We start from the raw sequence: 25,742 nt of genomic DNA on the forward strand, positions 1-25,742 counted from the left end.
CTCGCTCCGTATAGAAGAGGCCGGAATCTCCCGTTTCTGTTGAAGGCCTCCATGTCGTTCAGTCCCCGCGTCTTCTCCGGCATCCAGCCATCCGGCGACCTGCATCTGGGCAATTATCTCGGCGCCATCCGTCGTTTCGTGCCCCTGCAGGACACGCATGAGACCATCTATTGCGTGGTCGACATGCACGCCATCACCGTCTGGCAGGAGCCCGATGCGCTCCGCCGCGCCACCCGCGAGGTCGCGGCTGCCTTTATTGCCGCCGGCGTTGATCCGAAGCGCTCGATCGTCTTCAACCAGTCCCAGGTGGTCCAGCACGCCGAGCTGGCCTGGGTGTTCAACTGCGTCGCGCGCATGGGCTGGATGGCCCGCATGACCCAGTTCAAGGACAAGGCCGGCAAGAACAGCGAAAATGTCTCGCTGGGTCTGTTTGCCTATCCCTCGCTCATGGCCGCCGATATCCTCCTCTACAAGGCCACCCATGTGCCGGTCGGCGACGACCAGAAGCAGCATCTCGAACTGACGCGCGACATCGCGGCCAAGTTCAACAATGACTATGCCGCGTCCATCGCCGCAGAGGGCGTCGCGACCGTCGAGGGCCAGTTCTTCCCCATCACCGAGCCGCTGATCGCGGGCCCGGCCACGCGCATCATGAGCCTGCGCGACGGCACCAAGAAGATGAGCAAGTCGGACCCGTCCGACCAGTCGCGCATTTCCCTGCTCGACGATGCTGACGCCATCGCCAAGAAGATCAAGAAGGCGACCACCGATCCGGCGGAGCTGCCGCATGAGGTCGACGGGCTCAAGGATCGCCCGGAGGCCGACAATCTCGTGGGCATCTATGCCGCCCTGTCGGACAAGTCCAAGCAGGATGTGCTGGGCGAGTTCGGCGGGCATGGCTGGGGCAAGTTCAAGCCGGCCCTGGCCGAGCTGGCCGTGTCGGTGCTGGCGCCCATGGCCGATGAAATGCGCCGCCTGCTCGATGATCCGGAAACCATCGACGCAGTGCTGCGTGATGGAGGCGAGCGCGCCGGTGTCATTGCCGAACAGACAATGCGAGAGGTTCGTTCTATCATCGGCTTCATTCGCTAAGGAAACCCGGAGGCCCATTTGGTTTCGCAAGTCGAATACAAGCGCAAGTTCCTGGTAGTCATCGACGAGACCGAGGAATGCGACCGCGCCCTGACCTTTGCCGCCTGGCGGGTCAAGCGCACGGGCGGCACGGTGGTGCTGATGACCATCATCCCCAAGCCCGAATTCATCGGGCTGGGCGTCGAGGATGTGCTGCGGGCCGAGGCGGTCGAGGAGGCCGAACGCAATCTCGACATGCGCCTGGCCCGCATCAGGGAAATCGGCGACGTCCGCACTGAATCCGTGATTCGCGAGGGCAATGGCCCCGAACAGATCGAACGCGTCATCGACAAGGATCACGACATCGCCATTCTGGTGCTTGCGGCGTCGAAGTCGCCCGAGGGACCGGGCCCCCTGGTGACCCATTTCGCGGCCCGCGCCAATGTGCTGCCCATTCCCCTGACCATCGTCCCCGGCCGTATGAGCGACGAGGAAGTCATCGCGATCTGCTGAGTGTGCCGCTCAGCGGCCAAATCATGCCGGTGGCATGATTTGAGCGAGGCAGGCTATGAGAGCTGTGCTCGAATGGCAGGAAGGTCTCAAATGCCCCCACGGGCCTCAAGAGGAATGGCGATCATGACCAGCGCCAGTCCTGCCGTGGCGGCGTTCCAGCTGAAGGTGCGGATCCAGGGCAGGCCCAGCGCATAGAGCGGCAGATAGAGGCATCGGAAGGCGAGATAGAGCAGGCAGCCGCTGACGCTGAGCCAGCCACCCGTGCCACCGATAAATTCGAGCATCAGCACCGCGGCGACGAAAATGGGGAAGGTTTCGAGGAAATTGCGCTGCGCCCGCTCCAGCCGGGCCGCCACTCCCGCGGGCTGCAGATTGGCGTCCCTGGCCCCGACCGTATAAAGGTTTCCCACCTGCGCCTTGAACGCAAAGGAGGCCGCACTCAGATGCACGAGGCCCAGGATCATGGCGCCGAACAGGGTCCAGAATTCGAGGGACATTCGAAGCACCCCTTGGCTGACGATCACGCAGAGCTAGCATTATTGCCCTTGCGCTTGCAGTCCAAAAGTCTATTTTAGAAGCATTCTAATCGTACCGACGCAGCGGAAAACGCCATGTTCATCCAGACCGAAGCCACGCCCAATCCGGCGACCCTGAAGTTCCTGCCGGGGCGCGAAGTGCTGGTGGGCGAGCCGCGCGATTTCCGGTCGGTCGACGCCGCAGCGGTCTCGCCGCTGGCGATGGGCCTCTTCGCCATTTCCGGCGTCACCGGCGTGTTCCTCGGCTCCGACTTCATCTCGGTCACCAAGGACGACACCAATTGGGCCCATATCAAGCCGGCCATTCTCGGTGTCATCATGGATCATTTCCTGTCCGGCAAGCCGGTCATCGCCGAGGGCCAGGCGGCCGGTGCCGTTTCGGACAATGGCGAGGAATTCTTCGACGCGGACGACAAGGAAATGGTCGAGGTGATCAAGGAACTGCTCGCGACCCGCGTGCGTCCGGCGGTCGCCATGGATGGTGGCGACATCATCTTCAAGGGTTTCAAGGAGGGCACCGTGTTCCTTCATATGCAGGGCGCCTGCTCGGGCTGCCCCTCCTCGACCGCGACCCTCAAGAACGGTATCGAAAACCTGCTCCGCCACTTCGTGCCGGGCGTGGAAGCCGTCCAGCAGGTTTGAGCCCGGCCAAAGGCAAAAAAGTTAAGCAGCAAGCCAGGGGCCTGATCAGAAATGATCGGGCCCCTGGCTATTTGGGATGCTATTTGGGACCCCAACCCTTGGTCCCTCCCCACAAGGGGGAGGGAGACGATGAACACTGGTGGTTCGGTCCTTTGCATCCCTCCCCTTGATGAGGAGGGACTGAGGGTGGGGTGACATAGTCCCTCAAAACCGCTACTTCCGCCCCAGCAAGCCCCCGGAACGCCATGACCATCACCGCTACCATCGAAAGCCTTGGCCATAAGGGCGAGGGCGTCGCCCTGATCGATGGCAAGAAGGTTTTCGTGCCCTTTGCGCTGCCCGGCGAAGTCGTGGACATCAGGTTGGATGGGGATCGTGGCGCACTGGTCGGCATCAAGACCCCTGCCCCGAACCGGGTGGAACCGCTTTGCCCGCATTTCGGAATCTGTGGCGGCTGCCAGTTGCAGCATATGGATGCGCAGAGCTACCAGGCGTTCAAGACCGGCCTCGTGGAAGCCCCGCTCCGCCATGCCGGCATCGATACGCAGGTTGAACGCTTCATCATCGCCCATGGCACCGGGCGCCGCCGCGCCACGCTGCACGCCCGCAAGACGGGCGCCGGCTACATGCAGCTCAGGAGCCATGACCTGCTCGACCTCGATGCCTGCCCGATCCTGGTGCCAGAACTCAGGCGCGCGCCCGACATCGCCCGCGCGCTCGGCGCCGCCATTGGCGATTGCGATATCAGCGTCACCGCCACCAATGCCGGTATCGATGTGGGCGTCCGCAAGGCGCCCAAGGGTGTACGCGCCGAAAAACTGGTGCCTTTGGCCAATGCTTTGGGTGTGGCGCGGCTGGCGCTCGACAAGGAGATGATCCTGCTGCGCCAGCAGCCCAGCGTCACCATGGGCGCCTCGGAAGTCGACCTGCCCATCGGCAGCTTCCTCCAGGCCACCGCCGAGGCCGAAGAGGTGCTGGCCGAATATGTGCTGGCTGCGGTGGGTCCCGCGAAATCGGTGGCCGACCTGTTCTGTGGCATTGGTCCGTTTGCCTTGCGCCTCGCAAAGCGGGCCCCGGTCTATGCCGCCGACAGCGACAGGGCCGGGATTGCGGCGCTGGATAAGGCAGTGCGCCACACCAAGGGTCTCAAGGCGGTCACCGCAAAGGCCCGGGACCTCTTCCGCGATCCCCTCACGCGCTTCGAGCTCAATTTCGAAACCGTGGTGCTGGACCCGCCCCGCGCCGGCGCGGAGGCGCAGGTCAGGGAAATTGCACTGTCCAAGGTGCGCCACGTGGTGATGGTGGCGTGCGATCCCAGGACCTTTGCCCGCGACGCGGCCCTGCTCGTTCAGGCTGGGTTCAGCTTGAACAGTCTAGTGGCAGTGGATCAGTTCGCGTGGTCGACCCATGTGGAGCTGGCGGCAACGTTTCGGCGCTGACGCAAGCTCCTGGCCAATACCGGTTTGGTCTTGCCCGCAACTTCGCCGCATTTTGCGCGTTATATGCGGCATCATTCTAACTTTGATCACTGACGTGGTGGCGAGCGGAGGGGCGCGACCACCTGAAGGAGACTTGAATTGACCAAGCTGCGATCCATTCTTGCCGCCGGCGCCCTGCTGGGCGCTCTTGCCACCCCCGCCCTTGCCCAGGAAGCCGTGATCAACGGGACCTGGGTCGATGCCGAAGGCACCAGCTTCACCTTCCGCCTGTGCGGCGATGGCACCGAATTGTGCGGCGTCCTCAACGATATCCAGGGCGCTTCGCGCACCCCGGAAAACCTGCAATTCGTGAACCAGCAGGTTGTGGTCGCCGAGCAGACCGCACCCGGCAAGTGGGAAGGCACCATCAACTATGGTGGCTCCAGTGCCGGTGCCAAGGTGACCCTGGTGGCCAATGATGCCGTCAAGATCACCGGCTGCCAGCTGGGCATCCTCTGCCAGTCGATCACCTTCTACAAAGCCAGCTAATCTGGCCCTGTGGAATGCAAAAGCCCCGGATCGGTCCGGGGCTTTTTTGTTTCGGGCGATGCTGCTCAGCAGACCGTTGCGACGCGTTCCTTGATCACCTGAAGGACCTCGTCCCCAGGGCGCTTCCACCAATTGTCCTGACTGAAGATTTCGACTTCCTGGGGCCCGAAAAATCCAGCGTCCTCGATCATCTTGCGGATGGCCTTCAAGTCGATGACCCCGTCCCCCATCATGCCGCGATCGAGCAGCATGTCCTTGGTCGGCACCAGCCAGTCGCAGATGTGATGGGCGAAGATGCGCTTCATCCGGCCGGCCCGGGCAATGGCATTGGCAAGGTTGGGGTCCCACCAGATGTGATAGACGTCCAGCGCCACCCCGACCGTCTCGCCCAGCTTCTCGCAGATGTCGAGCGCCTGATCGACCGTGTTCACACAGGCCCGGTCGGCCGCATACATGGGATGGAGCGGCTCGATGGCAATCTTGACGCCCGAGGCCTTGGCATGGGGCAGCATGGCGGCAATGCCATCGGTCACCTGCTGGCGGGCGCCGGGCAGGTCCTTGGATGAACCGGGCAGGCCGCCCACCACCAGCACGAGGCAATCGGCATTAAGCGCAGCAGCCTCGTCGATGGCCTTCAAATTGTCGTCGATGCGCGCCTGCCGGTCGGCCGCATCCACGCCCGGGAACATGCCGCCGCGGCAAACACCGGTGACGCGGATCTTGTTCTCACGGACAATGCGGGCGGCTTCGTCGAGCCCGATTGCCTCGATCTGGTCGCGCCACGGCGAAATGGCGGTAATGCCGGCCCTGAGGCACCCGTCAACGGCCTCGGGAAAGCCCCATTGCGTGCGGGTGGTGGCCAGATTCAGCGAGATGACGGTGTCGGCGCTCATGCGGAAACTCCATGGACGGCGAGGACGGCCTTCATGCGGGCTACGGCCAGGTTCGGATCGGCCAGCACGCGTGCCTTGTCGGCCAGGCGGAACAGCTCGCTGAGGTGCTGCAGCGAGCGGGTCGATTGCTGCCCCCCGATCATGGCGAAATGGTCCTGAAGCCCATTGAGATAGGCCAGGAACACCACACCGGTCTTGTAGAAGCGGGTCGGCGCCGCAAAGATATGCCGGCTCAGCGGCACCGTGGGTTCGAGGATGTCAAAGAACTCTGCTTTGTCGCCACGACCCAGGGCCGCCAGGCCCGCCGAAGCCGCCGGCGCAATGGCGTCGAAAATGCCCAGAAGCGCGTGCGAATAGCCCTGCTCGTCGCCTGCGATCAGTTCGGCATAGTTGAAATCGTCGCCCGTATACATCTTGACCGAGGCCGGCAGACGGCGGCGCATCTTGATTTCCTTCTCTGCCGAAAGCAGCGAAATCTTGATGCCATCGACTTGTATTGCATTGGCCGCGATGACGTCGAGACAGACATCCATGGCCTTGCCGTGATCGGCATTGCCCCAATAGCCCTCAAGGGCCGGGTCGAACATCTCGCCCAGCCAGTGCATGATCACCGGCTGCCTCACCTGGGAAAGGACATGGCCATAGACGCGGGCATAATCGTCCGGCGACTTGGCCGCGGCGGCGAGCGCCCGGCTGGCCATCAGGATGACGCGGCCGCCCTGGGCTTCGACAAAGCCCACCTGCTCGTCATAGGCTCTGATGATGTCATCGATGGTCACGTCCGGGCCCGGAGCGAGATGATCGGTGCCGGCGCCATAGGCGATGAGGCTGTCATCGCGGGTGCGCGCTTCCGCCTGCGAACGCTTGATCAGCTCCTGCGCTTCGGTCCAGGTCAGGCCCATGCCGCGCTGGGCGGTGTCCATGGCCTCGGCAACGCCCAGGCCCAGATCCCACATGCGGTGGCGGAATTTCAGCGTCGTGTCCCAGTCAATGGCCGGGGTCAGCCAGGGATCGTTGCTGGCCAGCGGGTCGGCCACCACATGCGCCGCCGAATAGGCGATGCGCGGAAAGTCGGTTGCCTTGAATTTGACGAAGGGGATCGGATCGCCGGTAAGCGTGTAGGGCGTGACCGATCGGTCGGGATTGGGCAGGTTGATTGTGGTCATGGTCGTGTCCTTGAAATCTCAAAGAACCCGGCTGTCATCCCGGCCTTGAGCCGGGATCCATCTTGAGGTCAATCAACGTTCACAGAGCGTGGACAGGGCTCAGGATGGGCCCCGGCTCAAGGCCGGGGTGACACCGTGCTTGGGAGAAGTCCGAGCTCAAAACTCCAGCTTCGGCACATCCAGCCAGCGGCGTTCCTCCCAGCTCTTCAGGCCAAGTTCGGCCAGCTGCACGCCCTTGGCACCGGCTTCCAGCCCATAGGGCCAGGGGGCGTCCTCGGCGACGTGGCGCAGGAACATCTCCCACTGGGCCTTGAAGCCATTATCCGCGGGCCAGTTGTCCGGCACCTCTTCCCAATCGTTGAAGAAGTTCATGGTCTGCGGCTGGTCGGGGTTCCACACCGGCTTGGGCGTATTGACGCGATGCTGGGTCCAGCATTTGTGCAGGCCCGCCACCGCCGAGCCATGGGTGCCATCGACATGGAAGGTCACGAGGTCGTCGCGGCGCACGCGGGTGGTCCAGCTCGAATTGATCTGGGCGATGATGCCGCCTTCCAGCTCGAACGTGGCATAGGCCGCGTCATCGGTGTCGCAATCGAAAGTATTGCCCTTCTCGTCGACGCGCTGCGGAATATGGGTTGCGCCCAGGCACGAGACGGCCTGCACTTCGCCGAAGAGATTGTCCATCACATAGCGCCAGTGGCACAGCATATCGAGGATGATGCCGCCGCCGTCATTCTTGCGGTAGTTCCAGCTCGGGCGCTGCGCCTTCTGCCAGTCGCCCTCGAACACCCAATAGCCGAACTCGCCGCGCACCGACAGGATCTTGCCGAAGAAGCCGCTATCCCTGAGCATCTTGATTTTCATCAGGCCCGGCAGGAACAGCTTGTCCTGCACCACGCCATGCTTGAGGCCCGAGGCACGGGCCGTCTTGGCGAGGTTCACGGCGATCTCGAGATCGTCCGAGGTCGGCTTTTCGCAATAGACATGCTTGCCGGCGGCCAGGGCCCGCTCCAGCAGGCCTGCGCGCATCAGCGTCGTACCGGCATCGAAGAAGATAGCGTCTTCGGGATTGGCGAGCGCCGCATCGAGGTCCGTGCCCCAGCGCGCAATATTGTGCTTCTTGGCCAGCGCTTCGATCTTGTCGCGGTCGCGCCCGACAATGATCGGATCGACGACAAGTCGGTCGCCATTTTTCAGCATGATGCCGCCCTGGTCGCGGATCGCCAGGATCGAGCGCACTAGGTGCTGGTTGTAACCCATGCGTCCGGTGACGCCATGCATGATGATGCCAAGCCGTTGCTCTGCCATCTGAATTCCTCCCAAGCCGCAGCATTCGGTGTAACTGATTAGTTACTTACCTATATGAGGCGGATGGTTCCCGTCAAGCGCTCCGATGCGGCACCGATCGAAATTGCTCGGCCCCGGTGACTAGAGGCCGAGCACCATCTTCACGCCGATGGCGCCGAGAAAGATCAGGATCGTGCGGTCGAAGGCCTTGCGGCTCAATCGCCCGGCAATGGCTTGCCCCACCGGCATGAACAACAGGATCGGCACCAGGGCCAGGACGCCGTCCAGCAGCCATTGCGGCTGCATGACACCGGCAATGGCCAGGGCGGGCAATTGCACGCTGGCATAGAGCAGGAACATGGCGGAGACGGCAAAGACATGCACGTCCCGCTCCAGCGACATGGCATGGATGAAAGTGACGCCGATCGGCGCCGAAATGCCGGTCGCGCCTTGCAGCATGCCCCCGCCCATCCCGGCCAGAGGCCCGGCTTTGCGGGCAAGTTCGGGCCCGACCACGAAATGCGGCGCGATAAGCCGCAACGCGCAATAGCACAGCAGAATGATGCCCAGCGTCAGCACCAGGGCCCGTTCGGGCAGGCTGGTCAGCGCCCAGGTGCCAAGGCCGATGCCCACGGCGCCACCGGCGAGAAACAGCGGCAGGAAGCCCATGCGATGGTCCCGCGCGGCCGCGCGGAAACGCCAGACCTGCCACGCATTGGTGCAGATCAGGGGGATGACCATCAGCCCTACGGCATGTTGCAGCCCGAAAAACGTCGTCAGCACCGGCAGCGCCACCAACGGCAGCCCCATGCCCGTGGCGCCCTTGACCACGGCTCCGGCGCCCAGCGCCAGAAGCATGATGACCGCTCGGCCGATTTCGAACTCCATTGCCCCGCTCCCTGCTGCAGCGAACGATCCGGTTCGGACCGGCACGAATGCCACCCTGTTACCACTCGAACCCATTGCTGCCACGCATTTTCTGACTGTCTGCGAGCATTGGCAATGGTCACCGTATGGTTACTTCTGTCTTGACTCGACCCGGCATCGGTCGCAAGCTTCCCCTCGAGAACCAAAAGAACAGGTTCCGCACACATTGGGAGGACAAGACGATGAAGCAGTCTCTGCGGACCGTCCTGGCGTCGGGCTCGGCCCTTTTGACGCTGGGGACGGGCATGATTTTCGCCCAGATGGCCCAGGCGCAGGAATGGAAGCCGGATCGGCCGATCAACCTGATCGTGCCGTGGGGCGCCGGCGGCTCGACCGATCAGGTGACGCGCGTTACCGCCCCCATCCTGGCCGAGGCGCTGGGCGTCGAGGTCGTGGTGGTCAACCAGCCGGGCGCGTCTGGCGCCATCGGCACCCAGGAAGTGCTCAACGCCCCGCGCGATGGCTATACCTGGACCGCCAATGCCATTGCCAACAACGCCACTTATTCGGTGACTGGCCTGCTTGAAGGCACCGATATCGATGACTGGCACATCTATCTTTCGGTTGCCAACGTGCCGGTGGTTTCGGTGCCGGCCGACAGCGAGTTCACCGATTTCGGGCAGCTCCTTGAAGCCCTCAAGACCCGTGGCAACGAGATCACCGTGGCCACGGCGGGCATTACCTCCTCGGGCGGCACGGCCATTGCGGCCCTGTCCGACGCGGCCGAGGGTTTCAACTACAACATGATCACCTATGACGGGGGTGGGCCGGCCGCCATCGCCACTGCCTCGGGCGAGGCCATGGCCACCACGCAGCTGGCGGTGGAACAGACCGAACTGATCCGCGGCGGGCGCCTCAAACCCCTGGCCGTTCTGTCCGACAAGCCCCTTGAACTCGACGGCGTCGATCCGATCCCGCCGATCACCAATTGGCTGCCCGACATGCCCCTGGCGCCGGACTATTTCGGCATCTTCATTCCGGCCGGCGTGCCCGATGAGGTCATTGCCACCATGGACAAGATCTGGGCCGAGAAGGTGATGAACTCCGAGGAAATCAAGACCTATGCCGAGACCTTCGGTGCGGTCTTCGCTCCCTCTTATGGTGCCGAGGCCCGCGCGCTGGCCATGCCCGTGGTCATCCTCGAAGCCTGTTCCTCGGTCGAGCGTGGCGAGGCGGTCAACGACCCCTCCACCATCGGTATCGACTGCGAAACCCGCACCGAAGTGGGGATGTAAGATATGCTTCGCGGGTTGGGGTAAGCTGGTCTCAAAGGCCCCCTCACCCGCGACTTCGTCGCGACCTCTCCCCCAAGGGAGAGGTGTTCCGAGCCGCGATGTCCACTCCCTTCTACCTCTCCCTTGGGGAGAGGTCGGCGCTTAGCGCCGGGTGAGGGGGCCTTTCTGGAAAGCAGCAACACACAACGCCCCATGGCCACTGACACGTCCACCGACACCCCCACGCCGTCCGATGACGCCCCGCAACCGGGCATGATCAAGGCCGACCTGCTGGCCGGCCTCGTCTTTATCGTCCTGGGGCTCGCCATCTTCTACGGCGCCTGGACCATGGACCGGTTGGAAGTGCGGCGCATCAATCCCATGACGGTTCCAGGCCTGGTGCCGGGCCTGCTCAGCATCGCGCTGACCCTGTGCGGCACCATCCTGGCCTTCCGATCCCTCCGCACGCCGGCCGTGGGGGGCTGGCAGCAATTGTCCGGCGCCCTGGTCTCGGGCGCGGCCGGGCGGGCGCTGGCAGTCATGCTGCTGGCCCTGATCTACACTTTGGGGCTCATTGGCACCCTGCCCTTCTGGGCGGCGACCGGCATTTTCGTCTTCGCCTTCATCCTGGTGTTCGAGTGCTGGCTGGCCACGCCCCGCCAGCCGCTTCTCAGATCCCTGCCCTGGGCGCTCGGTCTTGCCCTCGTCACTGCCACCGTGGTGACGCTGGTGTTCGAGCGCGCCTTCCTCGTGCGCTTGCCATAGAAGGGGGCAGAACCATGTTCGACGGATTGCTGCTGCTGGGGGGCGGGCTCGCCCATTTCCTCACCCCGCTTTCGCTGTTCAACATTGCCTGGGCGACCCTGCTGGGCATTGTCATCGGGGCCCTGCCGGGTCTCACCGCCACCATGGGCGTGGCCCTGCTCGTGACGCTGACCTACAAGATGGCGCCCGACCAGGCCATTTTGTGCCTGATGTGCCTTTATTGCGGTGCCATCTATGGCGGCAGCCGCACAGCCATCCTGCTCTCCATTCCCGGCACCCCGGCCAGTGCCGCCACCACGCTCGATGGACACCCCCTGGCCCTGCAGGGCAAGGCCGGCACAGCCATGGGCCTGGCCACCACCTCTTCGGCCCTGGGAACCGTGGTGGGCATCTTTGCCCTGGCGCTGATCGCGCCGCTCCTCGCCGAGGCAGCGCTCAAGTTCGGTACCTATGAATTCTTCTGGCTGGCGCTGTTCGGTGTCGTCATTTCCGGCCAGCTCACCGCCATGGACGACCCGCTCAAGGGCTATATTGCAGGCATTCTCGGACTGCTGGTCGCCATGGTCGGCATGGAAACCCTGCATGCGCATCAGCGCTTCACCTTCGGCATACCGGCGCTGGGTGGCGGGGTCGATCTCATCCCCGCCATGGTTGGCGCCTTCGGCTTTGCTGAAATTCTCGGCGTCATGAAGCGCAGCGCCCAGGCCCGCATCGTCTCGTCGGGAGACCGCGTCATTCCGCGCCTCTCCGAGATATTCCGCTACAAGTGGACCATCATCCGTTCGGGCCTGATCGGCACCTTTGTCGGCATCGTGCCCGGTGTCGGTGAGGATGTGGGCGCCTGGGCCTCCTATGCGGCCGCCAGGCGCACCAGCAAGGAGAGGCATCTGTTCGGCAAGGGTAGCCAGGAAGGCTTGATCGCCGCCGAAACCGGCAATTCCGCCGTCATTCCCGGCGCCATGATCCCGACCTTGACGCTGGCCCTGCCCGGCTCCGCGGCGGCCGCCGTGCTGATCGCCGCCATGTTCATTCACGGCATCCGCCCGGGCCCCCTGCTGATGACGGAGAACCCCGAATTCCTTTATCAGATCGTGGCGATCCTGCTGTTCTCGACCATCGCCATGCTGGTCTTCGGGCTGACCCTCACCAGGCCGCTCCTGACCGTGCTGTCGGTGCCGCGTGAACGGCTGATGGCGGTGGTCTATGTGCTCTGCGTCGTGGGGTCCTTCGCCATCACCCAGCGCATGTTCGATGTCTGGGTCATGGTCGGCTTCGGCATTGTCGGCTTCATCCTGCGGGAGATGAAATATCCCATGGCGCCGCTGGTGCTCGGCATCATCCTGGGCGATCTGCTCGATCTCAATCTCCGGCGCGGGCTGCTGCTGACCAATGGCGACCCCAGCCCGTTCTTTACCCGGCCCATCTCTGCTGTTATCTGCCTCGTCATCATCCTGACCATCCTCATGTCCATTCCGGCGGTGTCCACTCGTGTCCGATCCATCTTCACCCGCGGTCGTGGAGACGCCTCGGCGCAAAGCTGAGGCGGCAAAGCGCCCGCGCAATTCGGCCAAGACCAAGGCCTCCATCCTCGCCGCAGCGCGGGTGGAATTCGCCGATCGGGGGTTCGAGGGGGCGCGGGTGGACGCCATTGCCGACAGGGCCGGCGCCAATAAGCGCCTGCTTTACCATTATTTCGGCAACAAGGAGGAGCTGTACCGCGCGGTGCTGCTGGACGCCTATCAGGAGATCCGCAGTGGCGAACGCGCGCTGTCTCTGGATCAATACGACCCCGTGCAGGCCATGGACCGGCTGGTGCGCTTCACCTTCCGGCACTTTCTCGCCAATCCCTGGTTTCCGCGCCTTCTGGGCACGGAAAACATCGAGAATGCGCGGTTTTTGAAGACCCTGCCCGACATCAAGGCGCTCCATTCACCTTTGGTGGGGCAGATCGCCGCCATCATCGAGCGCGGCGCCGCCTCGGGCGTGTTCCGCCGCGATGTCGATCCGGTGCAGCTCTACATCTCCGTCGCGGCCCTGGGCTTTTTCTACGTGTCCAACACGGCCACGCTTTCGGTGATCTTCGAGCGCGACCTCTCGAGCGTCAACATGGTGCAGGAACGCGAAGCCCATGCCGTGCAGATGGTGCTGGACTTCCTGCGCACCAAGCCGGGCGCCTGAGGGTCACTATGCCGTCCTGCCTCGTTACGACACCCTGCCGCCCTCGGGTCAAACCCGAGGACGGATCACGTAGGGTGAAGGTTTTGAGGCCAATGCCTCAGATATCCACCTCGTCATCGCCCAGTGCATGGAGCGCGGTGGCGGCCTGCTGCAGGATGGCAGCGGCCTTGCGCTGCTGTTCCTTGTCGCCTCGCCGGACGCGCTTGATGGCGTCCTTGAGCGTCTTGCGCGCCGCTTCCAGCTCGGGCGTGGCATCGTGCATCGGCCGATCCCGCTCCGGTTCGCGCTCGGCCCAATGGGGCGGCACATTGCCCTGCTCGGGATTGGCGCCCTCGCCAAAGGGCCAGTCAGCCTTCACGAATTCGCGGAACCGGTTCATCTGGTCGCCGGTGCGCGCCAGGAAGTCGAGCGTCGAGCCGACGGCCTCGCGATTCTGTTCCAGATGCGCCTTGCCCTCGTCGGTAATGGTATAGAGCTTCTTGTTCCCGTCGGCGGCAGAGGTGACGTAACCGGCTTCTTCGAGATAGGTCAGGGCCGGATAGACAATGCCGGGGCTGGGCGAATAGACCCCGTTGGAACGCTCCTCCACCGCCTTGATCAGATCATAGCCGTGGCGCGGCTGCTGCTCGATGAAATAGAGCGCCACCAGCCGAAGATCGCCCGAAGCCAGCATCCGCCCGACGCGGAAGCTGCCACCCATATTGCCGAATTCGTCATCGGCCATGCGCTGCATGCGGCCCCAGCCGCGACGCGCCATGCGCTCGAACTGCCGCCAGTTCGGCTCACCATTCTTCCAGTAGGTCATGACCTATCTCCAGATATATCACAAAGCCCTTCGCATCTGGAGATCGGCAGTGCGACGCGGCAATTCAAGATATATCTTGAGATTCTTTCCGGACGGACGGAGCCCAGCCCGGTCCGGCGGTTGGCGACCGGGCCGCTGCGCACGCATGCGGACGACGCATAGGGCGAGAGAGACGCGACATATCCCGCCAGATGTAACTGGTTGGAGAAATGGGCATTTCGCCGCAAAAACAAAAACTCCCGGACCGGGTCCAGGAGTCTCTTGATGAACGAAAATTGGGGGCCCGGAATCACACCGGATAGGCCGGGGTGCCGCCCTCACGGTCGAACTGCCCATGGCGGCGGAAGCGCCACATATAGGTGGGCAGGATCTCATCCATGCTGGTGGGCGTGATACCGAAGCCGGCCAGCGTGCGCTTGTCCTTGCGGGCCGCCTCGGAAACAATGTTGTCCACGCCCAGCAGTTCAACCTGATCGGCTGTGATCAGCGGCTTGAACGGCAGGATGCCGAGCACGCTCGCCAGGACTTTCATCAGCCCCGATGGCATCGGGATCAGCGGCCGATTGCGCCCGGCCTCGCGCAGGATGCGCTGCATCAGCACCTTGTGGCTCTCCACATCCGGTCCGCCCAGCTCATAGACGCGGCCGCCCTTGACGGCGCCTTCGGCCGCCAGGGCGATGGCCTCGGCCACATCGCCCACGAACACGGGCTGGAACTGGGTCTTTCCCGCAATCAGCGGCATGACCGGCAGCATGCGCGCCAGCGTGCCCATCAGGTTGAAGAAGCCATCGCCCTGCCCGAACATCAGCGAGGGGCGAACGATCACGGCATTGGGGTACGCCTCGAGCACGGCCTTTTCGCCGGCAAGCTTGGAGGCGGCATAGGCGCTGACTTCAGCCGCTTGCTCCACACCCAGCGCCGACATGTGCACCAGAGCGCTGGCGCCGGCCGCCTTGGCAGCGCGGGCCACGGCGGCCGCGCCCTCGACATGCACGGCCTCAAAGCTCTGCTTGCCACTCTGATGGCCAATGCCGACCAGGTTGATGACGATATCCGAACCGGCGGCCGCGCGCTGCACCGAGGCCTCGTTGCGCAGATTCGCCTGCACCGGCACGATCTGACCAACGCTGCCGAACATGCGCACTTCCCCGGCGAGATCCGGCCGCCGCACCGCCACGCGAATCCGATAGCCCTTGCGGGCCAGCAATTGCACCAGATGATTGCCGACAAATCCCGACCCGCCGAAAACGGTGACGAGCTTGGGGGCATTGCGATCCATGGTGACACTCCGGGCGGCAAAACTGCTTTGGAACCGCTTCTAGCGCAGGCAGCTTGCTCCTGTCGAGCCTTCCAGCGGTCTCGTTTTCACCGCTGCGGCTTGACTCGGGCGTTCAAGCGTTCTCTATTTGTTCTCAAACTTTCCGAGGAGAACTATCGTGAACGAAATGCGCGACTATCACGGCCAGTGCCATTGTGGCGCGGTGCGCTTCACCGCCCGCACCGACCTGTCGTCCATGGGGGACTGCAATTGTTCCCGTTGCCGGCGCCTGGGCTGGGTCATGCAATCCCTTCCCGCCGGAGACTTCACCCTCAGATCGGGAGAGGACCAGCTGACGCTCTATCACTTCAACACCGACAAGATTGACCACCTGTTCTGCAGGACCTGCGGCATCGAGTCCTTCGCGCGGGGCAGTGACGGCCAGGGCAATGAGATGGTCATGGTCAATGTCAATTGTCTGGAAGACGCCCCGGTGGTGGACCGTAACGCCATCAAACACTGGGATGGTGCAAACTTCTGAGTTTGTGCGTGAAACCGCATTGACAATGCCCGGCCATCACCATAGACACACCGCCGTCGCCCAGATGGCGGAATTGGTAGACGCGCACGGTTCAGGTCCGTGTGCCGCAAGGCGTGAAGGTTCGAGTCCTTTTCTGGGCACCAATTTCTCAAAACCCCGATTGCAGCAATGCAGTCGGGGTTTTGCTTTGTGGTCCGGGGCTAACCTGCCGCGCAGACGCAGAAATTATTGCCTTCCGGGTCGTTGAGCACGATATAGCCGCCGCCGTCGCGCACCCTCGTGGCACCCAGGGCCAGAAGGCGCGCCACTTCGGCTTCGACATCATCGGCCGTGATATCGAGATGGACGCGATTGCGCGTCGGGCGCGGGCCTGTGCGCAGGTGGATGCAGAGCCGCGTGCCGGGTCCTGCGATCATGACGCTGGTATCGCTCTCGGGGGTCAGGCCCAAAGCTGCCAGCCGGGCGATTTCGGTATCGTCATAGGGCAAGATGGCATAGCCATCGAGTGCCGCGGCCCAGAAGCGGGCAAGGGCGGCAGGGTGGTCGGCGTCGATGACGATATCCCTGAGCCGGCCCAAATTGTTTTCCCTGATCTGCTATTGCGGCCGGCGCTTCCGGCCGCTTCGCGAGGCCACGAAGCCGGCGAGAATGCCCGCCACGACCGCGATGAGAAAGGGCCAGTGCCGCACGCTCTGGAACACCGTGCTCTCGAGACGCTGATGCGGACGCACGTCGAGAGCCGCCATTTCGGCGGGCGCCAGTTGCGCCGTGATCCGGCCCAGGGGATCGGTGGCGAAGGTCAGGCCGGTATTGGCGGCGCGCACCAGGCTCATGCCTTCCTCCACGGCCCGCAACCGGGCGTGGTGGGCATGCTGGGCGGGCCCCACCGAGCCGTCGAACCAGGCGTCATTGGTGACATTGAGCAGGAACTGCGCGCCGGCAACGTCACCCAAATCGCCGGAAAAGATGATCTCGTAGCAGACCAGCACCAGCGGCGCCGGAGCGGCGGGCAGGCTCATCAGTCGCCGCCGCACATCGCCCGCGGACCAGCCGTCGGCGCCCGGCACGAATTGCTTGATACCCAGCCGGGCAAAGAAATCGGCAAATGGCAGATATTCCCCGAACGGCACCAGGTGTGCCTTGTCATAGCTGGCCACCACCTCGCCATCGGTGTTGATCGCGACCACCGAATTGTAGGGAGGCTCGGCCTCGGCCTCGGCACCCAGCTCATAGGGGCGGCGCGGCACGCCGGCGAGCAGCGTCGCCTGTTCGGGCAGCAGCCGGGCGATGCGGGCGAGTGCCTCGGGATAGGTCTCCAGGAAGAAGGGCAGGCTCGATTCGGGCCAGACCAGATGCGTGATGTCGCTCAGCCCCTGGTCATTGGGGTCCATCCGCATGTCCGAAAGCATCAACAGCCGGTCGATCAGCGCCACCGGATCGACATTGCCGAAATCGGCATGCTCCAGCACCAGCGGCTGCACCAACCGCAACGCCATGTCCTGCCGCTCGGTCGACACCGTGCCGCTGAGGCGGTTCCAGCCATAGCCGAGCTGCGCCGCCACGACCAGGAGGGCCAGGAATACCGGCGCCAGGCGCTGCGTCAGCGCCCGGCCATCGGCGGGCCAGACTAGGGCCGGGGTCATGGCGAGCAATGGCGCCAGGACGGTCAGGCCGTAGACGCCAATGACCGAGGCGAGCTGCATCATCTCGTCGGTGCCGGTGAGGCTATAGCCCAGGAGATCGAACGGAAACCCGGAGAACAGGTGGCCCCGTGCGAATTCCGCGGCCGCCAGCCACGATGCCAGGGTGAGGATGCGCAACCAGCCATGGCTCCAGCTCAGATGCGCCAGCGCGCTTGCCAGGCCCCAGAACACGGCGATCAACGCCGAAAGGCCAAGAATGGCGAAGGGCATTGCGCCCAGCACCCAGCCGCCATCGACAAAAAAGGCGGCGCCCAGCCAGTGGAAAGCGACCAGGAAATAGCCCAGCCCGAAAGCAAAGCCGATGGCAAAGGCCGGGCCAAACAGGCGGCGCCAGCCCCGCCCGCGCTCAGCGCCGTCCAGCGCCCAGACCCAGATGGGCATGGCCAGGAACAGCGCCGGCAACACAAAGAAGGGCGGCACCGAAAGGCCGGCCAGGGCCCCTGCCAGCAGCAGCAGCACGAAGCGGCGCCAGCCATGGCTGAGCATGGCGGTTTCGGCCAGCCAGGTCATGGGCGAAACAAATGCGAATCACTGGGCATGGGGGCAAGGTGGTCGCGGTCTCGGGGGGCGTCAAGCCGGTCGGACTGGCAATAGTTTTGGCGATGGACTTGGCGCGGGGCCGGGGCTAGGAGTGCGGTGAAGCGTCAGAGACCCCTCACCCGTCTCGGCCTTCGGCCGATCCACCCTCTCCCACAAGGGGAGAGGGGTAAACCGGCACCGCGACAATCACCCCCTTCTCCCCTTTTGGGAGAAGGTGCCCGCAGGGCGGATGAGGGGGCCTCCAGCATGACCCAACCAGTGACCCTTGCCATTGACACCGCCGCGCCACGCTTGCAGCTGGGGCTGCTGCGTGCCGATGGGCAGGTCGATGTGATCGTCGATGACATTGCCAAGGGCCATGCCGAAATCCTCTTTGACCGGCTCGCAGCGCTCCTGTCCCGCAATGGCCTGGGCCACGACCAGCTCGAGAGAATCGCGGTGACCACCGGACCGGGTTCCTTTACGGGCCTGCGCATCGGCCTGTCGGCCGCGCGGGGGCTCGGTGTGGCGCGCAAGCTGCCGGTGCTGGGCATACCGAGCCTTCTGGCCATCTCGCTTGCGGCCGAAGCCGGGCCAGTGGCCGTGCTGCTCGATGCTCGGCGCGGCGAGGCCTATTTCGAGAGCTTTCCGGCCCCCGGAGTGGTCGGAGACGGTCCACGCCTGTTGCCCGCCGATGTCGCCCGTGCCGCCATTCCGCCGGGGGCGCAACTGCTTGACCAGCCCTATGTCGATATTGCCGCGCTTGCCCGTTTCGCCGCCGCCGCCGACCCGGCGCGCTATCCGCCCCATGCCAGCTATGTGCGCGACGCCGACGCCAAGCCGCAGGACGCGGCCCGCATTCCGAGGCGGGCATCATGATGAAGTTCTGGATGGCCCCCGGGGGCCTGCATATCGAGCCGGCAGAGACGCGGGACGCAAAGGACCTCGCCCGCATCCATGCCCAGAGCTTCTATCGTGGTTGGCCGACCACGGACTTCGTCAGCTTTCTCGAGGATCGCAACACTCCCGCCTATATCGCCTGCGACGCGAAACGCCGAGTTGCCGGCTTCGCCCTGATCCGCACCGTCGCCGATGAAGCCGAATTGCTCACCATCGCCGTGGAACCGCGCTGGCGGGGCAGGGGCGTTGGCCGGGCGCTGATGGATGCGGTCTTTGCCGATCTGATGCTCTCCCCGGCCCGCCGCATGTTCCTCGAGGTCGACGAGCAGAATTCGGCAGCCATCCGCCTCTATGAGAAACTCGGCTTTGCCACGGTCTCGTCGCGAAAGGGCTATTATCCGCGGCCCGACGGCAGCGCCGCCACGGCGCTTGTCATGGCGCGCGATCTTGGCTAACCCGGTTTCCAACGCAAACGGGCAGGGAGCGACGGCGTGAACAGGAACCCTTCCGACCCCACCCTGGAAGAAGCCTGCGTGGCGCGCGGCATGCGCATGACCGACCAGCGGCGCATCATTGCCAGGGTTATCGAGGACAGTTCCGACCACCCCGACGTGGAAGAGCTCTACCGGCGTGCCTCGGCGGTCGACCCGCGCATCTCGCTGTCCACCGTCTATCGCACCGTCAATCTCTTCGAGGAGGCGGGGCTGGTGACCAAGCATGATTTCAAGGATGGCCGCGCGCGCTTCGAGCTGATCCCGGACGAGCACCACGACCACCTGATCGACATTCGCACGGGCAAGGTCATCGAGTTCCGCAACGAGGAGATCGAGGCCATTCAGGAAGTGATCGCCAAGCGCCTTGGTTACAGGCTTGTCGATCATCGCCTTGAACTTTATGCGGTGCCGCTCAACGACAAGGCCAACAAGGACGTGCCGACCAAATGATCTTCAGGACGCTGTTCTTCCTGTTCGTCTTCGTGCCTTTTCTGATCGTGGTCATTCCGCTCCAGGCGCTGGTGCTGCTGCTCAAGCTGCCGTTCTGGAATGTGCTGCCGCGCCTCTTCCACAAGGTGGGCTGCGTCTTTCTGGGCCTGCGGGTGACCGTCATCGGCCGGCCCTCCACCGGGCGGCCCACCCTTCTCGTCTCGAACCACGTTTCGTGGACCGACATCGTCGCCATCGGCTCGGTGGCCGATGTCACCTTCGTGGCCAAGCGCGAAGTGGGCAAATGGCCGTTCGTGGGGATGATGGCCGACCTGCAGCGCACCATCTATGTCGACCGCACGCGGCGCTCCGATGCCGGGCGCACGGCCGAGGCCATGGGCCAGCACATGGCCGGCAACAATGCCGTGCTGCTGTTTGCCGAGGGCCAGTCCGATATCGGCACCCATGTGCTGCCCTTCCGCTCCGCCCTGATCGGGGCGGCCCAGCACGCCATGATCGAGGCGGGCGCCAAGGACGTGATGATCCAGCCCCTGACCATTGCCTATACCAGGCTGCAGGGCCTGCCGGTGAGCCGCAACGAGCGCTCGCTGATCGCCTGGATCAAGTCCAAATCGGTCAAGCAGAACATCCGCGAAATCCTCTCGGGCCCGGTCAAGGACGTCACCGTGGCCTTCGGCACGCCCATGCCGCTCAATGAGGGTGACAACCGCAAGGCGGTGAGCAAGGCCGCCGAGAACCAGGTGCGCGCCATGCTGGTAGCGCTCAATCGCGGCGGCTCGGTCAATCCGGCCGCATGAATAGGCGCAACTTTACCCGTTAAGCCTAACAGGCGATCCGGCTTTTCCCATTAACGGATCGTTAGCTATGACTGCCCCGTCGAAAACGGAGGCGGTCATGGCCTGGGAACTGGTGGCAATATGGATCATCGTCGCGGCGACCATCGTCTGGTTCGTGCGGGACGAACGCCGCCAGAACGACGCGCGGTTGAACGCGCGGGCGCGGGCCTATGCAACCGGTTCGGCCTGGCGGCACCGCAGCGCACCGGTCCAGACCCGGCCGCTCGTCGATCCCGACCAGCGTGACCTGACCGACATCCAGCGCAGGTTCATCGAAGAGATGCGCCGCGTCCGCGCCATCAACGCCATCCGGAACTAGAGCCATTCCCGTTCTGACAGACTCAGAACGGGAGCTCAATTCTCCTTGTTTTGTCACGCTTTCGAACCGCAAAAGTGGTGTCCACTTTTGCTGAATGCGCTCTAGCCGGCCAGCGGCCCCATATGCTGCTTGAGGCGGCCCACGATATCGGCGGCCTTGACCATCAGGCCCAGTTCGATGTCGTCATCATTCATCCCGTCATGCACATCCATCCAGACCGGCACGATGATTTCGTGGCGGACATCCCGGCCGCCAATGGTTTCGGTCAGGACGGCGCGGACCTTTCCGGTGACCCGTTCGGCCAGGGTGGGGTGAGGGTGGCGCTCGGCCAGGGCAATATCGATCAATTCCAGACTCATAACTGGCTCCGTAGAGCCCCCGTGGCCAAACTGGCGCCGGATGGTTCATCGAGCCTTAACGCGGTCGTCCCCCGCTGGGTTCTCCACAGGGACGACTATATTTGTGATGGCTGCCGGCCGGACGGCCGGGCGCTAGACGCGGACGGCGTGTTCCACCATGCCCGCATTGCCGAAAATGCGCAGATAGCGCGCGATCTCTGATTTGTCACCCGTGGCCTTGGCCGGATTGTCCGAGAGCTTGACCGCCGGGCGGCCATTGGCCTCGGAAACCTTGGCGACGATGGAAATGGGCCTGAGGCCCGGATTGGGCTCCGGCGCGCAGCCCTCGAAATCATTGGTGAGATTGGTGCCCCAGCCAAAGCTCATCCGCACCTTGCCATCGAAATGGAGATACGCCTCCTCGATCATGTCAACATCGAGCCCGTCGGAGAAGATCAGCAGTTTTTCCTTCGGGTCGCGGCCGCGGGCGCGCCAGAAGTCGATGATCTTCTCACCGCCCTCGATGGCCGGGGCGCTGTCGGGGCGGAACCCGGTCCAGTCGGCCACCCAATCGGGGGCGTCGCGTAAAAAGGCGTCGGTGCCGAACGCGTCGGGCAGCACGATGAGCAGATTGCCGCCATAATAGCTCTTCCAGTCCTGCAGCACCCGGTAGGGGGCCTCGCGCAATTCCTGGTCGGATCGGGCCAGCGCCGCCAGCACCATGGGCAGTTCATGGGCATTGGTGCCCAGGGCCTCGAGGTCGTTGTCCATGGCCAGCTTGACATTGGACGTGCCGGTCATATTGGCGCCGATGCCTTCCTTGAGGGCTTCGACGCACCAGCGCTGCCAGAGGAAGGAATGCCGGCGTCTTGTGCCGAAATCGGAGATTTTCAGGTCCGGCAGCTTGGCCAGCCGTTCCACCTTTTCCCACATCCTGGCCTTGGCGCGGGCATAGAGCACGTCGAGCGTGAAGGGGCCATAGCGCTTCATGGCGGCGCGGGAGCGCAGCTCGTTGATGATGGCGAGGGCCGGGATTTCCCACATGGTGGTTTCCACCCAAAGGCCGGGAAATTCCAGCACGAACTGGCCATCGCGCTTCTCGAGCCGGTAGTCGGGGAGCTGGAAGTTTTCGAGCCAGCGCAGGAAGCCGGGCTGGAAGATCTGCTTGGAGCCATAAAAGGTGTTACCGGCCAGCCAGATCATCTCCTTCTTCGAAAAGCGTAGCGTCCGGCAATGATCGAGCTGGGCGCGCAACTCGTCGATGTCGATTTCGTCGGCCAGGTGGACCGAAGTGGTGCGGTTGATCAGGCTGAACGTGGCCTCGACCTTGGGATAGAGCCCCCAGATCATCTGCAGCATCAGGAGCTTGTAGAAGTCCGTATCGAGCAGGCTCCGGATGATCGGATCGAGCTTGAAGGTGTGGTTGTAAACCCGCCGGGCAATATCGGTATAGGTGGCCATGTGTGTCCCCAATGCGCGGCAGGTTTGTAACGCGATGCGGCAAACAAAGGAAAGCCGGGTTGCGGCCAAAGGGTTCGGAACCGATTGCGTCACGGGCACCGGAATAACGCCTCTCCCTTGACGGGGGAGGATGGGTGGGGGTGCGCTGCGCACTGGTGGCCTGATCGGACATTTGACCAGTTGGCCCCCCACCCCATCCCTCCCCGCGAGGGGGAGGGAGCCGCATCGAGCATCCTGCCGGCTTCTCTGATTTGCGTAGCGTTTACACTCCCATTTGAAACCGCTCGAACCGGCCCAGCTCCGCATCAATCGCCGCTTTCGCCTCGGCCCCGATATCCTCGAGCCAGGTCCATTTCTGCACCAGCAGCTTGCCCGCCTGCCGGTCGGTCTTCATATCCACGGCGGCGACGACCCTGTCATCGACCAGCACCGGCAGGGCGAAATAGCCATATTGGCGTTTTGCGGCGGGCACATAGGCTTCAAAAATGTGGTCGTAGCCGAACAGCAATTTGAGACGCTTGCGCTGGATGATCAGTGGGTCGAAGGGCGAGAGGATATGGACCCGATTGGCGGGCGCCGACGCCACGGTTTCAAGCGCCTCCCGCGTCGTCCAGTGCGGCACTTTTTCGGCACCCTCGATGGTGACGGGGACGAGCTGGCGGCGCTTGACCCGCGCCTCGATCAATTCCCGCGCCGCCTTCTTGGCCGGGGCGTTGAGATGGCAGATGGAATCCAGACTCACCACCCCCTGGCTGCGCAGCGCCCGGTCGAGCAGATAGGCCGTGACCTGCCTTTCGCTGGCCGGGCGGGGGCTCTTCTCCCAGCCGAAATGGCGGCCGATCAGGTCATAGGTCTTGACCATGCCCTCGCGCGCGGAGATTGCCACAAGGCCCTGATAGAACATCAGCTGCAGCACCCGCTTGCTCGGCTTGCGACTGGCCCAGGGATGGGTCTTGTCCACCAGTTCGTCATCGTCGATGTCGCGGATGGAGAGGGGCCCCTCGGTCTTGAGGCGCCGTGTCATGGCGCTGACCTCTTCTTTGGTCACCGAGCCGAACCAGGCGCTGGGATTGTCCCGATAAGCCTTCATGGCGGGGACAAAATAGGGGAGGTCGGCACTCGGCACATAGCTCAGGGCATGGGTCCAATATTCGAACACCGATTTCCGGGCCGATTGCAGATGGGCGAGATCGTTGCGCCTATAGGCCGGAATGCGCGAATAGAGGATGTGGTGGTGACAGCGCTCGATCACATGGATGGTATCGATCTGCACATAGCCCAATTGCTGAACCGCCGCCTCAACCGCATCGGGGCCGGACCCGAAAGGTTCGATCTCATCAAGGCGCTGCGCGCGCATCCAGATGGCGCGGGCCTGGGCGGGGGAAAGGGTGATCGGTTTGCGCGGCACGGGTGATTCCTGAGGTCTGACAGACGATGTCAGATCAGGGGAGCGTGTCAAACGGGGTCAGGAGCGATCGGTCAGCGCAGCTTTGACGTTAAGGATTTCTTTACCCGGCGCATCGATGATTGGTTAACTAATCCCTAAGGCTACCCATGCGCATCGCAATAGTCGGACTGCTGACAGCCCTGAGCTTGGTCTCGGTGAGCGCCGTCGAGATGAAGGCCAAGAAACCAGTTTGTGCCGGAGAGATGAGCAGTGAGTACCCCTGCGAGTGGCAACGTAAGCTCTTGGTGGCGCAGCGCGAGTTCGCGGCCAATCTCGACGCGGTGGACGAAACCACCACCGGTTCGATTACTCGGACAGATCGATAACGTCGATAGGCGGAAAGGTTGCCCCTCGTTTGATCCCGCTGGTCAAGTTGGTGGAGGCAAAGGCCGTACCCACATTGTGTTTCAGGTAGCACTGCTTGAGCCGCGAGTCGTACGTGAACGCGCGGCACGCATTGTCATCCACACAAGCCATCCGACATGCACCGGGCGACGAGATACCGCGCTCCGGTGAAGTGTTGAAATCGCGACCACTCAGGCCTTGGCGTGGCAATACATCCTGTGTCGGATCGATCGCGCCAATTGAGTAAGTGATCGCGTCGCCATCTTCGGGGAACAGAAAAATACCCGACATGGCGTCTGCATACGCCTCAAGTCGCTCAATGCCCCCCTTCAAGAAGCAATTCGGCCCACGAGTGACACTGGGATTGGCGTTGAAGGTGAAGGCAAGGCATCGGTCGTCGTAGAGGCACATAGAAGCGCACTCGACGGCATCTTTCGTGCGTTGGGATGAAACGTCAGACCCATAGAAATCGAGGCCGCCGTAGAGCGCCAACCTCAGGCCACCATTCGGCTCTGCTTCAGTAGGAGCCGAGGTAGCGGTCATAGGCGCATTTTCAGTACCGAACGCAGGAGAGACTAGGCCGAGGCCGCTTAGGTCCGCCATCACCGATGGACCCAACACATTTATGGCGAGGCTGTCGATTTCGCCCAGAGAAAACACATACATGTCGTCGCTCGGTGTTCTGAACATGCGCGTGACCACGGCCGTCGGTGTCCCGAACTGCTCAAGGGCCTCGATAATGTCTGAAACACGAGCCTGGACACCCGAGGTGTCGTTGGTTCCGTACATCTGGTGGACACCAAGCTCACCCTCCACCAAGCGCTCGGCACCCGCGAAAAACACGAACGCGCATGCTGAGTAGCACCCGGCACCTTCGGGTATCGTTGTCGCCAAGCCGCGGTCATGAATGTCATTCGCCAGAATGAGCCCACTTGCTACAAGACCGCCAGGGCTGTTCAGCACGACGACGGTGGCCTCGGGCCTTGCGGCTAATGCCCGTCTGAACTCAAGCGGAGTGTTGATCCCGATTTCGCCGTCGAGGACAACAACGTTCGGGTGACTGTCAAAGATACGGAATACGCCGATCTGTTCGTCGGCCAAGGACGTGGGCACCAGCATCACCACGACCGTTATCAGCGTTGCCAAAAAACCAAGTGACTGTCGCAT

At 63.5% G+C, this 25,742-nt stretch carries 29 protein-coding genes and 1 tRNA gene; 17 read left to right on the top strand and 13 right to left on the bottom strand.

The window, feature by feature from the left end; genetic code table 11:
- Positions 1 to 51: 51 nt before the first annotated feature.
- Together trpS and K1X15_RS20465 are read left to right on the top strand one after the other, a co-directional pair.
- Positions 52 to 1,092, top strand: a complete 1,041-nt coding sequence (trpS, locus tag K1X15_RS20460; protein ID WP_220305371.1) for a tryptophan--tRNA ligase — start codon at positions 52 to 54, stop codon at positions 1,090 to 1,092.
- 18 nt (positions 1,093 to 1,110) lie between these two features.
- Positions 1,111 to 1,584 carry a universal stress protein gene (locus K1X15_RS20465; RefSeq protein WP_220305372.1) on the top strand — a complete coding sequence of 158 codons (474 nt, stop codon included), beginning with the start codon at positions 1,111 to 1,113 and terminating at the stop codon, positions 1,582 to 1,584.
- Between the two features lie 86 nt (positions 1,585 to 1,670).
- Here K1X15_RS20465 and K1X15_RS20470 read toward each other — a convergent pair whose 3' ends face one another.
- Complete coding sequence (locus K1X15_RS20470; protein ID WP_220305373.1) at positions 1,671 to 2,081, bottom strand: MAPEG family protein; 411 nt, start codon at positions 2,079 to 2,081, stop codon at positions 1,671 to 1,673.
- Positions 2,082 to 2,195: 114 nt separating this feature from the next.
- On the opposite strand from K1X15_RS20470, the gene K1X15_RS20475 reads away from it, so the two are divergent.
- From K1X15_RS20475 to K1X15_RS20485, 3 genes are all read left to right on the top strand, one after another.
- Entirely contained in the window at positions 2,196 to 2,762 is a 567-nt protein-coding gene (locus tag K1X15_RS20475; RefSeq protein ID WP_220305374.1) for a NifU family protein, read from the top strand.
- 245 nt (positions 2,763 to 3,007) lie between these two features.
- Positions 3,008 to 4,201, top strand: a complete 1,194-nt coding sequence (locus tag K1X15_RS20480; RefSeq protein ID WP_220305375.1) for a class I SAM-dependent RNA methyltransferase — start codon at positions 3,008 to 3,010, stop codon at positions 4,199 to 4,201.
- A gap of 138 nt (positions 4,202 to 4,339) precedes the next feature.
- Positions 4,340 to 4,729 (top strand): hypothetical protein, encoded by a 390-nt coding sequence (locus K1X15_RS20485; protein ID WP_220305376.1) that lies wholly within the window; start codon positions 4,340 to 4,342, stop codon positions 4,727 to 4,729.
- 65 nt (positions 4,730 to 4,794) lie between these two features.
- Here K1X15_RS20485 and K1X15_RS20490 read toward each other — a convergent pair whose 3' ends face one another.
- The 4 genes from K1X15_RS20490 to K1X15_RS20505 form a co-directional block, all read right to left on the bottom strand.
- Entirely contained in the window at positions 4,795 to 5,622 is an 828-nt protein-coding gene (locus tag K1X15_RS20490; RefSeq protein WP_220305377.1) for a sugar phosphate isomerase/epimerase family protein, read from the bottom strand.
- On the bottom strand, positions 5,619 to 6,788 hold the full coding sequence (locus tag K1X15_RS20495; protein ID WP_220305378.1) for a dihydrodipicolinate synthase family protein: 1,170 nt from the start codon (positions 6,786 to 6,788) through the stop codon (positions 5,619 to 5,621). The genes K1X15_RS20490 and K1X15_RS20495 overlap by 4 nt, the downstream gene beginning before the upstream one ends.
- A gap of 156 nt (positions 6,789 to 6,944) precedes the next feature.
- Entirely contained in the window at positions 6,945 to 8,096 is a 1,152-nt protein-coding gene (locus K1X15_RS20500; protein WP_220305379.1) for a Gfo/Idh/MocA family protein, read from the bottom strand.
- Between the two features lie 120 nt (positions 8,097 to 8,216).
- Complete coding sequence (locus tag K1X15_RS20505; protein WP_220305380.1) at positions 8,217 to 8,963, bottom strand: sulfite exporter TauE/SafE family protein; 747 nt, start codon at positions 8,961 to 8,963, stop codon at positions 8,217 to 8,219.
- 221 nt (positions 8,964 to 9,184) lie between these two features.
- On the opposite strand from K1X15_RS20505, the gene K1X15_RS20510 reads away from it, so the two are divergent.
- From K1X15_RS20510 to K1X15_RS20525, 4 genes are all read left to right on the top strand, one after another.
- Complete coding sequence (locus K1X15_RS20510) at positions 9,185 to 10,237, top strand: Bug family tripartite tricarboxylate transporter substrate binding protein (protein WP_240549589.1); 1,053 nt, start codon at positions 9,185 to 9,187, stop codon at positions 10,235 to 10,237.
- 192 nt (positions 10,238 to 10,429) lie between these two features.
- On the top strand, positions 10,430 to 10,981 hold the full coding sequence (locus tag K1X15_RS20515) for a tripartite tricarboxylate transporter TctB family protein (RefSeq protein WP_220305381.1): 552 nt from the start codon (positions 10,430 to 10,432) through the stop codon (positions 10,979 to 10,981).
- A 14-nt stretch (positions 10,982 to 10,995) separates the two neighbouring features.
- Positions 10,996 to 12,522 carry a tripartite tricarboxylate transporter permease gene (locus K1X15_RS20520; RefSeq protein ID WP_220305382.1) on the top strand — a complete coding sequence of 509 codons (1,527 nt, stop codon included), beginning with the start codon at positions 10,996 to 10,998 and terminating at the stop codon, positions 12,520 to 12,522.
- Positions 12,470 to 13,159 carry a TetR/AcrR family transcriptional regulator gene (locus K1X15_RS20525; RefSeq protein ID WP_220305383.1) on the top strand — a complete coding sequence of 230 codons (690 nt, stop codon included), beginning with the start codon at positions 12,470 to 12,472 and terminating at the stop codon, positions 13,157 to 13,159. The genes K1X15_RS20520 and K1X15_RS20525 overlap by 53 nt, the downstream gene beginning before the upstream one ends.
- Before the next feature lie 97 nt (positions 13,160 to 13,256).
- Here K1X15_RS20525 and K1X15_RS20530 read toward each other — a convergent pair whose 3' ends face one another.
- Positions 13,257 to 13,964, bottom strand: a complete 708-nt coding sequence (locus K1X15_RS20530) for a PadR family transcriptional regulator (RefSeq protein WP_240549590.1) — start codon at positions 13,962 to 13,964, stop codon at positions 13,257 to 13,259.
- Positions 13,965 to 14,253: 289 nt separating this feature from the next.
- Positions 14,254 to 15,243: a complex I NDUFA9 subunit family protein gene (locus K1X15_RS20535; RefSeq protein WP_220305384.1), complete on the bottom strand. Its 990-nt coding sequence runs from the start codon at positions 15,241 to 15,243 to the stop codon at positions 14,254 to 14,256.
- 166 nt (positions 15,244 to 15,409) lie between these two features.
- Between K1X15_RS20535 and K1X15_RS20540 the strand changes: the two genes are divergently transcribed.
- Both K1X15_RS20540 and K1X15_RS20545 read left to right on the top strand, forming a co-directional pair.
- The gene (locus K1X15_RS20540) at positions 15,410 to 15,763 is read left to right on the top strand and encodes a GFA family protein (RefSeq protein ID WP_220307644.1); all 354 of its coding nucleotides are present in this window, start codon (positions 15,410 to 15,412) and stop codon (positions 15,761 to 15,763) included.
- A gap of 58 nt (positions 15,764 to 15,821) precedes the next feature.
- Positions 15,822 to 15,906, top strand: a tRNA-Leu gene (locus tag K1X15_RS20545).
- A gap of 57 nt (positions 15,907 to 15,963) precedes the next feature.
- On the opposite strand, the gene K1X15_RS20550 is transcribed toward K1X15_RS20545, so the two are convergent.
- Positions 15,964 to 16,341: a VOC family protein gene (locus tag K1X15_RS20550; protein ID WP_220305385.1), complete on the bottom strand. Its 378-nt coding sequence runs from the start codon at positions 16,339 to 16,341 to the stop codon at positions 15,964 to 15,966.
- 18 nt (positions 16,342 to 16,359) lie between these two features.
- Positions 16,360 to 17,976, bottom strand: a complete 1,617-nt coding sequence (gene lnt, locus K1X15_RS20555; protein ID WP_220305386.1) for an apolipoprotein N-acyltransferase — start codon at positions 17,974 to 17,976, stop codon at positions 16,360 to 16,362.
- A 276-nt stretch (positions 17,977 to 18,252) separates the two neighbouring features.
- Between lnt and tsaB the strand changes: the two genes are divergently transcribed.
- The 5 genes from tsaB (at position 18,253) to K1X15_RS20580 (ending at position 20,984) form a co-directional block, all read left to right on the top strand.
- Complete coding sequence (tsaB, locus tag K1X15_RS20560) at positions 18,253 to 18,864, top strand: tRNA (adenosine(37)-N6)-threonylcarbamoyltransferase complex dimerization subunit type 1 TsaB (RefSeq protein ID WP_220305387.1); 612 nt, start codon at positions 18,253 to 18,255, stop codon at positions 18,862 to 18,864.
- Positions 18,861 to 19,340 carry a ribosomal protein S18-alanine N-acetyltransferase gene (gene rimI / locus K1X15_RS20565; protein ID WP_220305388.1) on the top strand — a complete coding sequence of 160 codons (480 nt, stop codon included), beginning with the start codon at positions 18,861 to 18,863 and terminating at the stop codon, positions 19,338 to 19,340. The genes tsaB and rimI overlap by 4 nt, the downstream gene beginning before the upstream one ends.
- Positions 19,341 to 19,430: 90 nt before the next feature.
- Positions 19,431 to 19,829, top strand: coding sequence for a Fur family transcriptional regulator (locus K1X15_RS20570; protein WP_220307645.1), 399 nt, complete (start codon positions 19,431 to 19,433; stop codon positions 19,827 to 19,829).
- Positions 19,826 to 20,626, top strand: a complete 801-nt coding sequence (locus K1X15_RS20575; protein ID WP_220305389.1) for a lysophospholipid acyltransferase family protein — start codon at positions 19,826 to 19,828, stop codon at positions 20,624 to 20,626. Before K1X15_RS20570 ends, K1X15_RS20575 begins: the two co-directional genes overlap by 4 nt.
- Before the next feature lie 97 nt (positions 20,627 to 20,723).
- Entirely contained in the window at positions 20,724 to 20,984 is a 261-nt protein-coding gene (locus tag K1X15_RS20580) for a hypothetical protein (protein WP_220305390.1), read from the top strand.
- A gap of 101 nt (positions 20,985 to 21,085) precedes the next feature.
- On the opposite strand, the gene K1X15_RS20585 is transcribed toward K1X15_RS20580, so the two are convergent.
- The 3 genes from K1X15_RS20585 to K1X15_RS20595 all read right to left on the bottom strand — a co-directional run bounded on the left by K1X15_RS20585 (position 21,086) and on the right by K1X15_RS20595 (position 24,140).
- The gene (locus tag K1X15_RS20585; RefSeq protein ID WP_220305391.1) at positions 21,086 to 21,343 is read right to left on the bottom strand and encodes a hypothetical protein; all 258 of its coding nucleotides are present in this window, start codon (positions 21,341 to 21,343) and stop codon (positions 21,086 to 21,088) included.
- A 132-nt stretch (positions 21,344 to 21,475) separates the two neighbouring features.
- Positions 21,476 to 22,783 (bottom strand): nicotinate phosphoribosyltransferase, encoded by a 1,308-nt coding sequence (gene pncB, locus K1X15_RS20590; RefSeq protein ID WP_220305392.1) that lies wholly within the window; start codon positions 22,781 to 22,783, stop codon positions 21,476 to 21,478.
- A gap of 262 nt (positions 22,784 to 23,045) precedes the next feature.
- Positions 23,046 to 24,140: a winged helix-turn-helix domain-containing protein gene (locus K1X15_RS20595; RefSeq protein ID WP_220307646.1), complete on the bottom strand. Its 1,095-nt coding sequence runs from the start codon at positions 24,138 to 24,140 to the stop codon at positions 23,046 to 23,048.
- Positions 24,141 to 24,337: 197 nt separating this feature from the next.
- Between K1X15_RS20595 and K1X15_RS20600 the strand changes: the two genes are divergently transcribed.
- Positions 24,338 to 24,556: a hypothetical protein gene (locus tag K1X15_RS20600; RefSeq protein WP_220305393.1), complete on the top strand. Its 219-nt coding sequence runs from the start codon at positions 24,338 to 24,340 to the stop codon at positions 24,554 to 24,556.
- On the opposite strand, the gene K1X15_RS20605 is transcribed toward K1X15_RS20600, so the two are convergent.
- Positions 24,537 to 25,742 carry a PAN domain-containing protein gene (locus K1X15_RS20605; protein ID WP_220305394.1) on the bottom strand — a complete coding sequence of 402 codons (1,206 nt, stop codon included), beginning with the start codon at positions 25,740 to 25,742 and terminating at the stop codon, positions 24,537 to 24,539. The two genes, K1X15_RS20600 and K1X15_RS20605, sit on opposite strands and share 20 nt — an antisense overlap.

Origin of the sequence: Devosia salina (assembly GCF_019504385.1) — a bacterium.
GTDB lineage: Bacteria > Pseudomonadota > Alphaproteobacteria > Rhizobiales > Devosiaceae > Devosia > Devosia salina.

Coding starts and splice junctions, on each gene's coding strand:
- trpS (WP_220305371.1), top strand. CDS start 52: ATGTCGTTCAGTCCCCGCGTCTTCTCCGGCATCCAGCCATCCGGCGAC.
- K1X15_RS20470 (WP_220305373.1), bottom strand. CDS start 2,081: ATGTCCCTCGAATTCTGGACCCTGTTCGGCGCCATGATCCTGGGCCTC.
- K1X15_RS20475 (WP_220305374.1), top strand. CDS start 2,196: ATGTTCATCCAGACCGAAGCCACGCCCAATCCGGCGACCCTGAAGTTC.
- K1X15_RS20480 (WP_220305375.1), top strand. CDS start 3,008: ATGACCATCACCGCTACCATCGAAAGCCTTGGCCATAAGGGCGAGGGC.
- K1X15_RS20490 (WP_220305377.1), bottom strand. CDS start 5,622: ATGAGCGCCGACACCGTCATCTCGCTGAATCTGGCCACCACCCGCACG.
- K1X15_RS20495 (WP_220305378.1), bottom strand. CDS start 6,788: ATGACCACAATCAACCTGCCCAATCCCGACCGATCGGTCACGCCCTAC.
- K1X15_RS20500 (WP_220305379.1), bottom strand. CDS start 8,096: ATGGCAGAGCAACGGCTTGGCATCATCATGCATGGCGTCACCGGACGC.
- K1X15_RS20505 (WP_220305380.1), bottom strand. CDS start 8,963: ATGGAGTTCGAAATCGGCCGAGCGGTCATCATGCTTCTGGCGCTGGGC.
- K1X15_RS20510 (WP_240549589.1), top strand. CDS start 9,185: ATGAAGCAGTCTCTGCGGACCGTCCTGGCGTCGGGCTCGGCCCTTTTG.
- K1X15_RS20515 (WP_220305381.1), top strand. CDS start 10,430: ATGGCCACTGACACGTCCACCGACACCCCCACGCCGTCCGATGACGCC.
- K1X15_RS20520 (WP_220305382.1), top strand. CDS start 10,996: ATGTTCGACGGATTGCTGCTGCTGGGGGGCGGGCTCGCCCATTTCCTC.
- K1X15_RS20530 (WP_240549590.1), bottom strand. CDS start 13,964: ATGACCTACTGGAAGAATGGTGAGCCGAACTGGCGGCAGTTCGAGCGC.
- K1X15_RS20535 (WP_220305384.1), bottom strand. CDS start 15,243: ATGGATCGCAATGCCCCCAAGCTCGTCACCGTTTTCGGCGGGTCGGGA.
- K1X15_RS20540 (WP_220307644.1), top strand. CDS start 15,410: ATGCGCGACTATCACGGCCAGTGCCATTGTGGCGCGGTGCGCTTCACC.
- lnt (WP_220305386.1), bottom strand. CDS start 17,976: ATGACCTGGCTGGCCGAAACCGCCATGCTCAGCCATGGCTGGCGCCGC.
- tsaB (WP_220305387.1), top strand. CDS start 18,253: ATGACCCAACCAGTGACCCTTGCCATTGACACCGCCGCGCCACGCTTG.
- rimI (WP_220305388.1), top strand. CDS start 18,861: ATGATGAAGTTCTGGATGGCCCCCGGGGGCCTGCATATCGAGCCGGCA.
- K1X15_RS20570 (WP_220307645.1), top strand. CDS start 19,431: ATGCGCATGACCGACCAGCGGCGCATCATTGCCAGGGTTATCGAGGAC.
- K1X15_RS20575 (WP_220305389.1), top strand. CDS start 19,826: ATGATCTTCAGGACGCTGTTCTTCCTGTTCGTCTTCGTGCCTTTTCTG.
- K1X15_RS20580 (WP_220305390.1), top strand. CDS start 20,724: ATGGCCTGGGAACTGGTGGCAATATGGATCATCGTCGCGGCGACCATC.
- K1X15_RS20585 (WP_220305391.1), bottom strand. CDS start 21,343: ATGAGTCTGGAATTGATCGATATTGCCCTGGCCGAGCGCCACCCTCAC.
- pncB (WP_220305392.1), bottom strand. CDS start 22,783: ATGGCCACCTATACCGATATTGCCCGGCGGGTTTACAACCACACCTTC.
- K1X15_RS20595 (WP_220307646.1), bottom strand. CDS start 24,140: ATGCGCGCGCAGCGCCTTGATGAGATCGAACCTTTCGGGTCCGGCCCC.
- K1X15_RS20600 (WP_220305393.1), top strand. CDS start 24,338: ATGCGCATCGCAATAGTCGGACTGCTGACAGCCCTGAGCTTGGTCTCG.
- K1X15_RS20605 (WP_220305394.1), bottom strand. CDS start 25,742: ATGCGACAGTCACTTGGTTTTTTGGCAACGCTGATAACGGTCGTGGTG.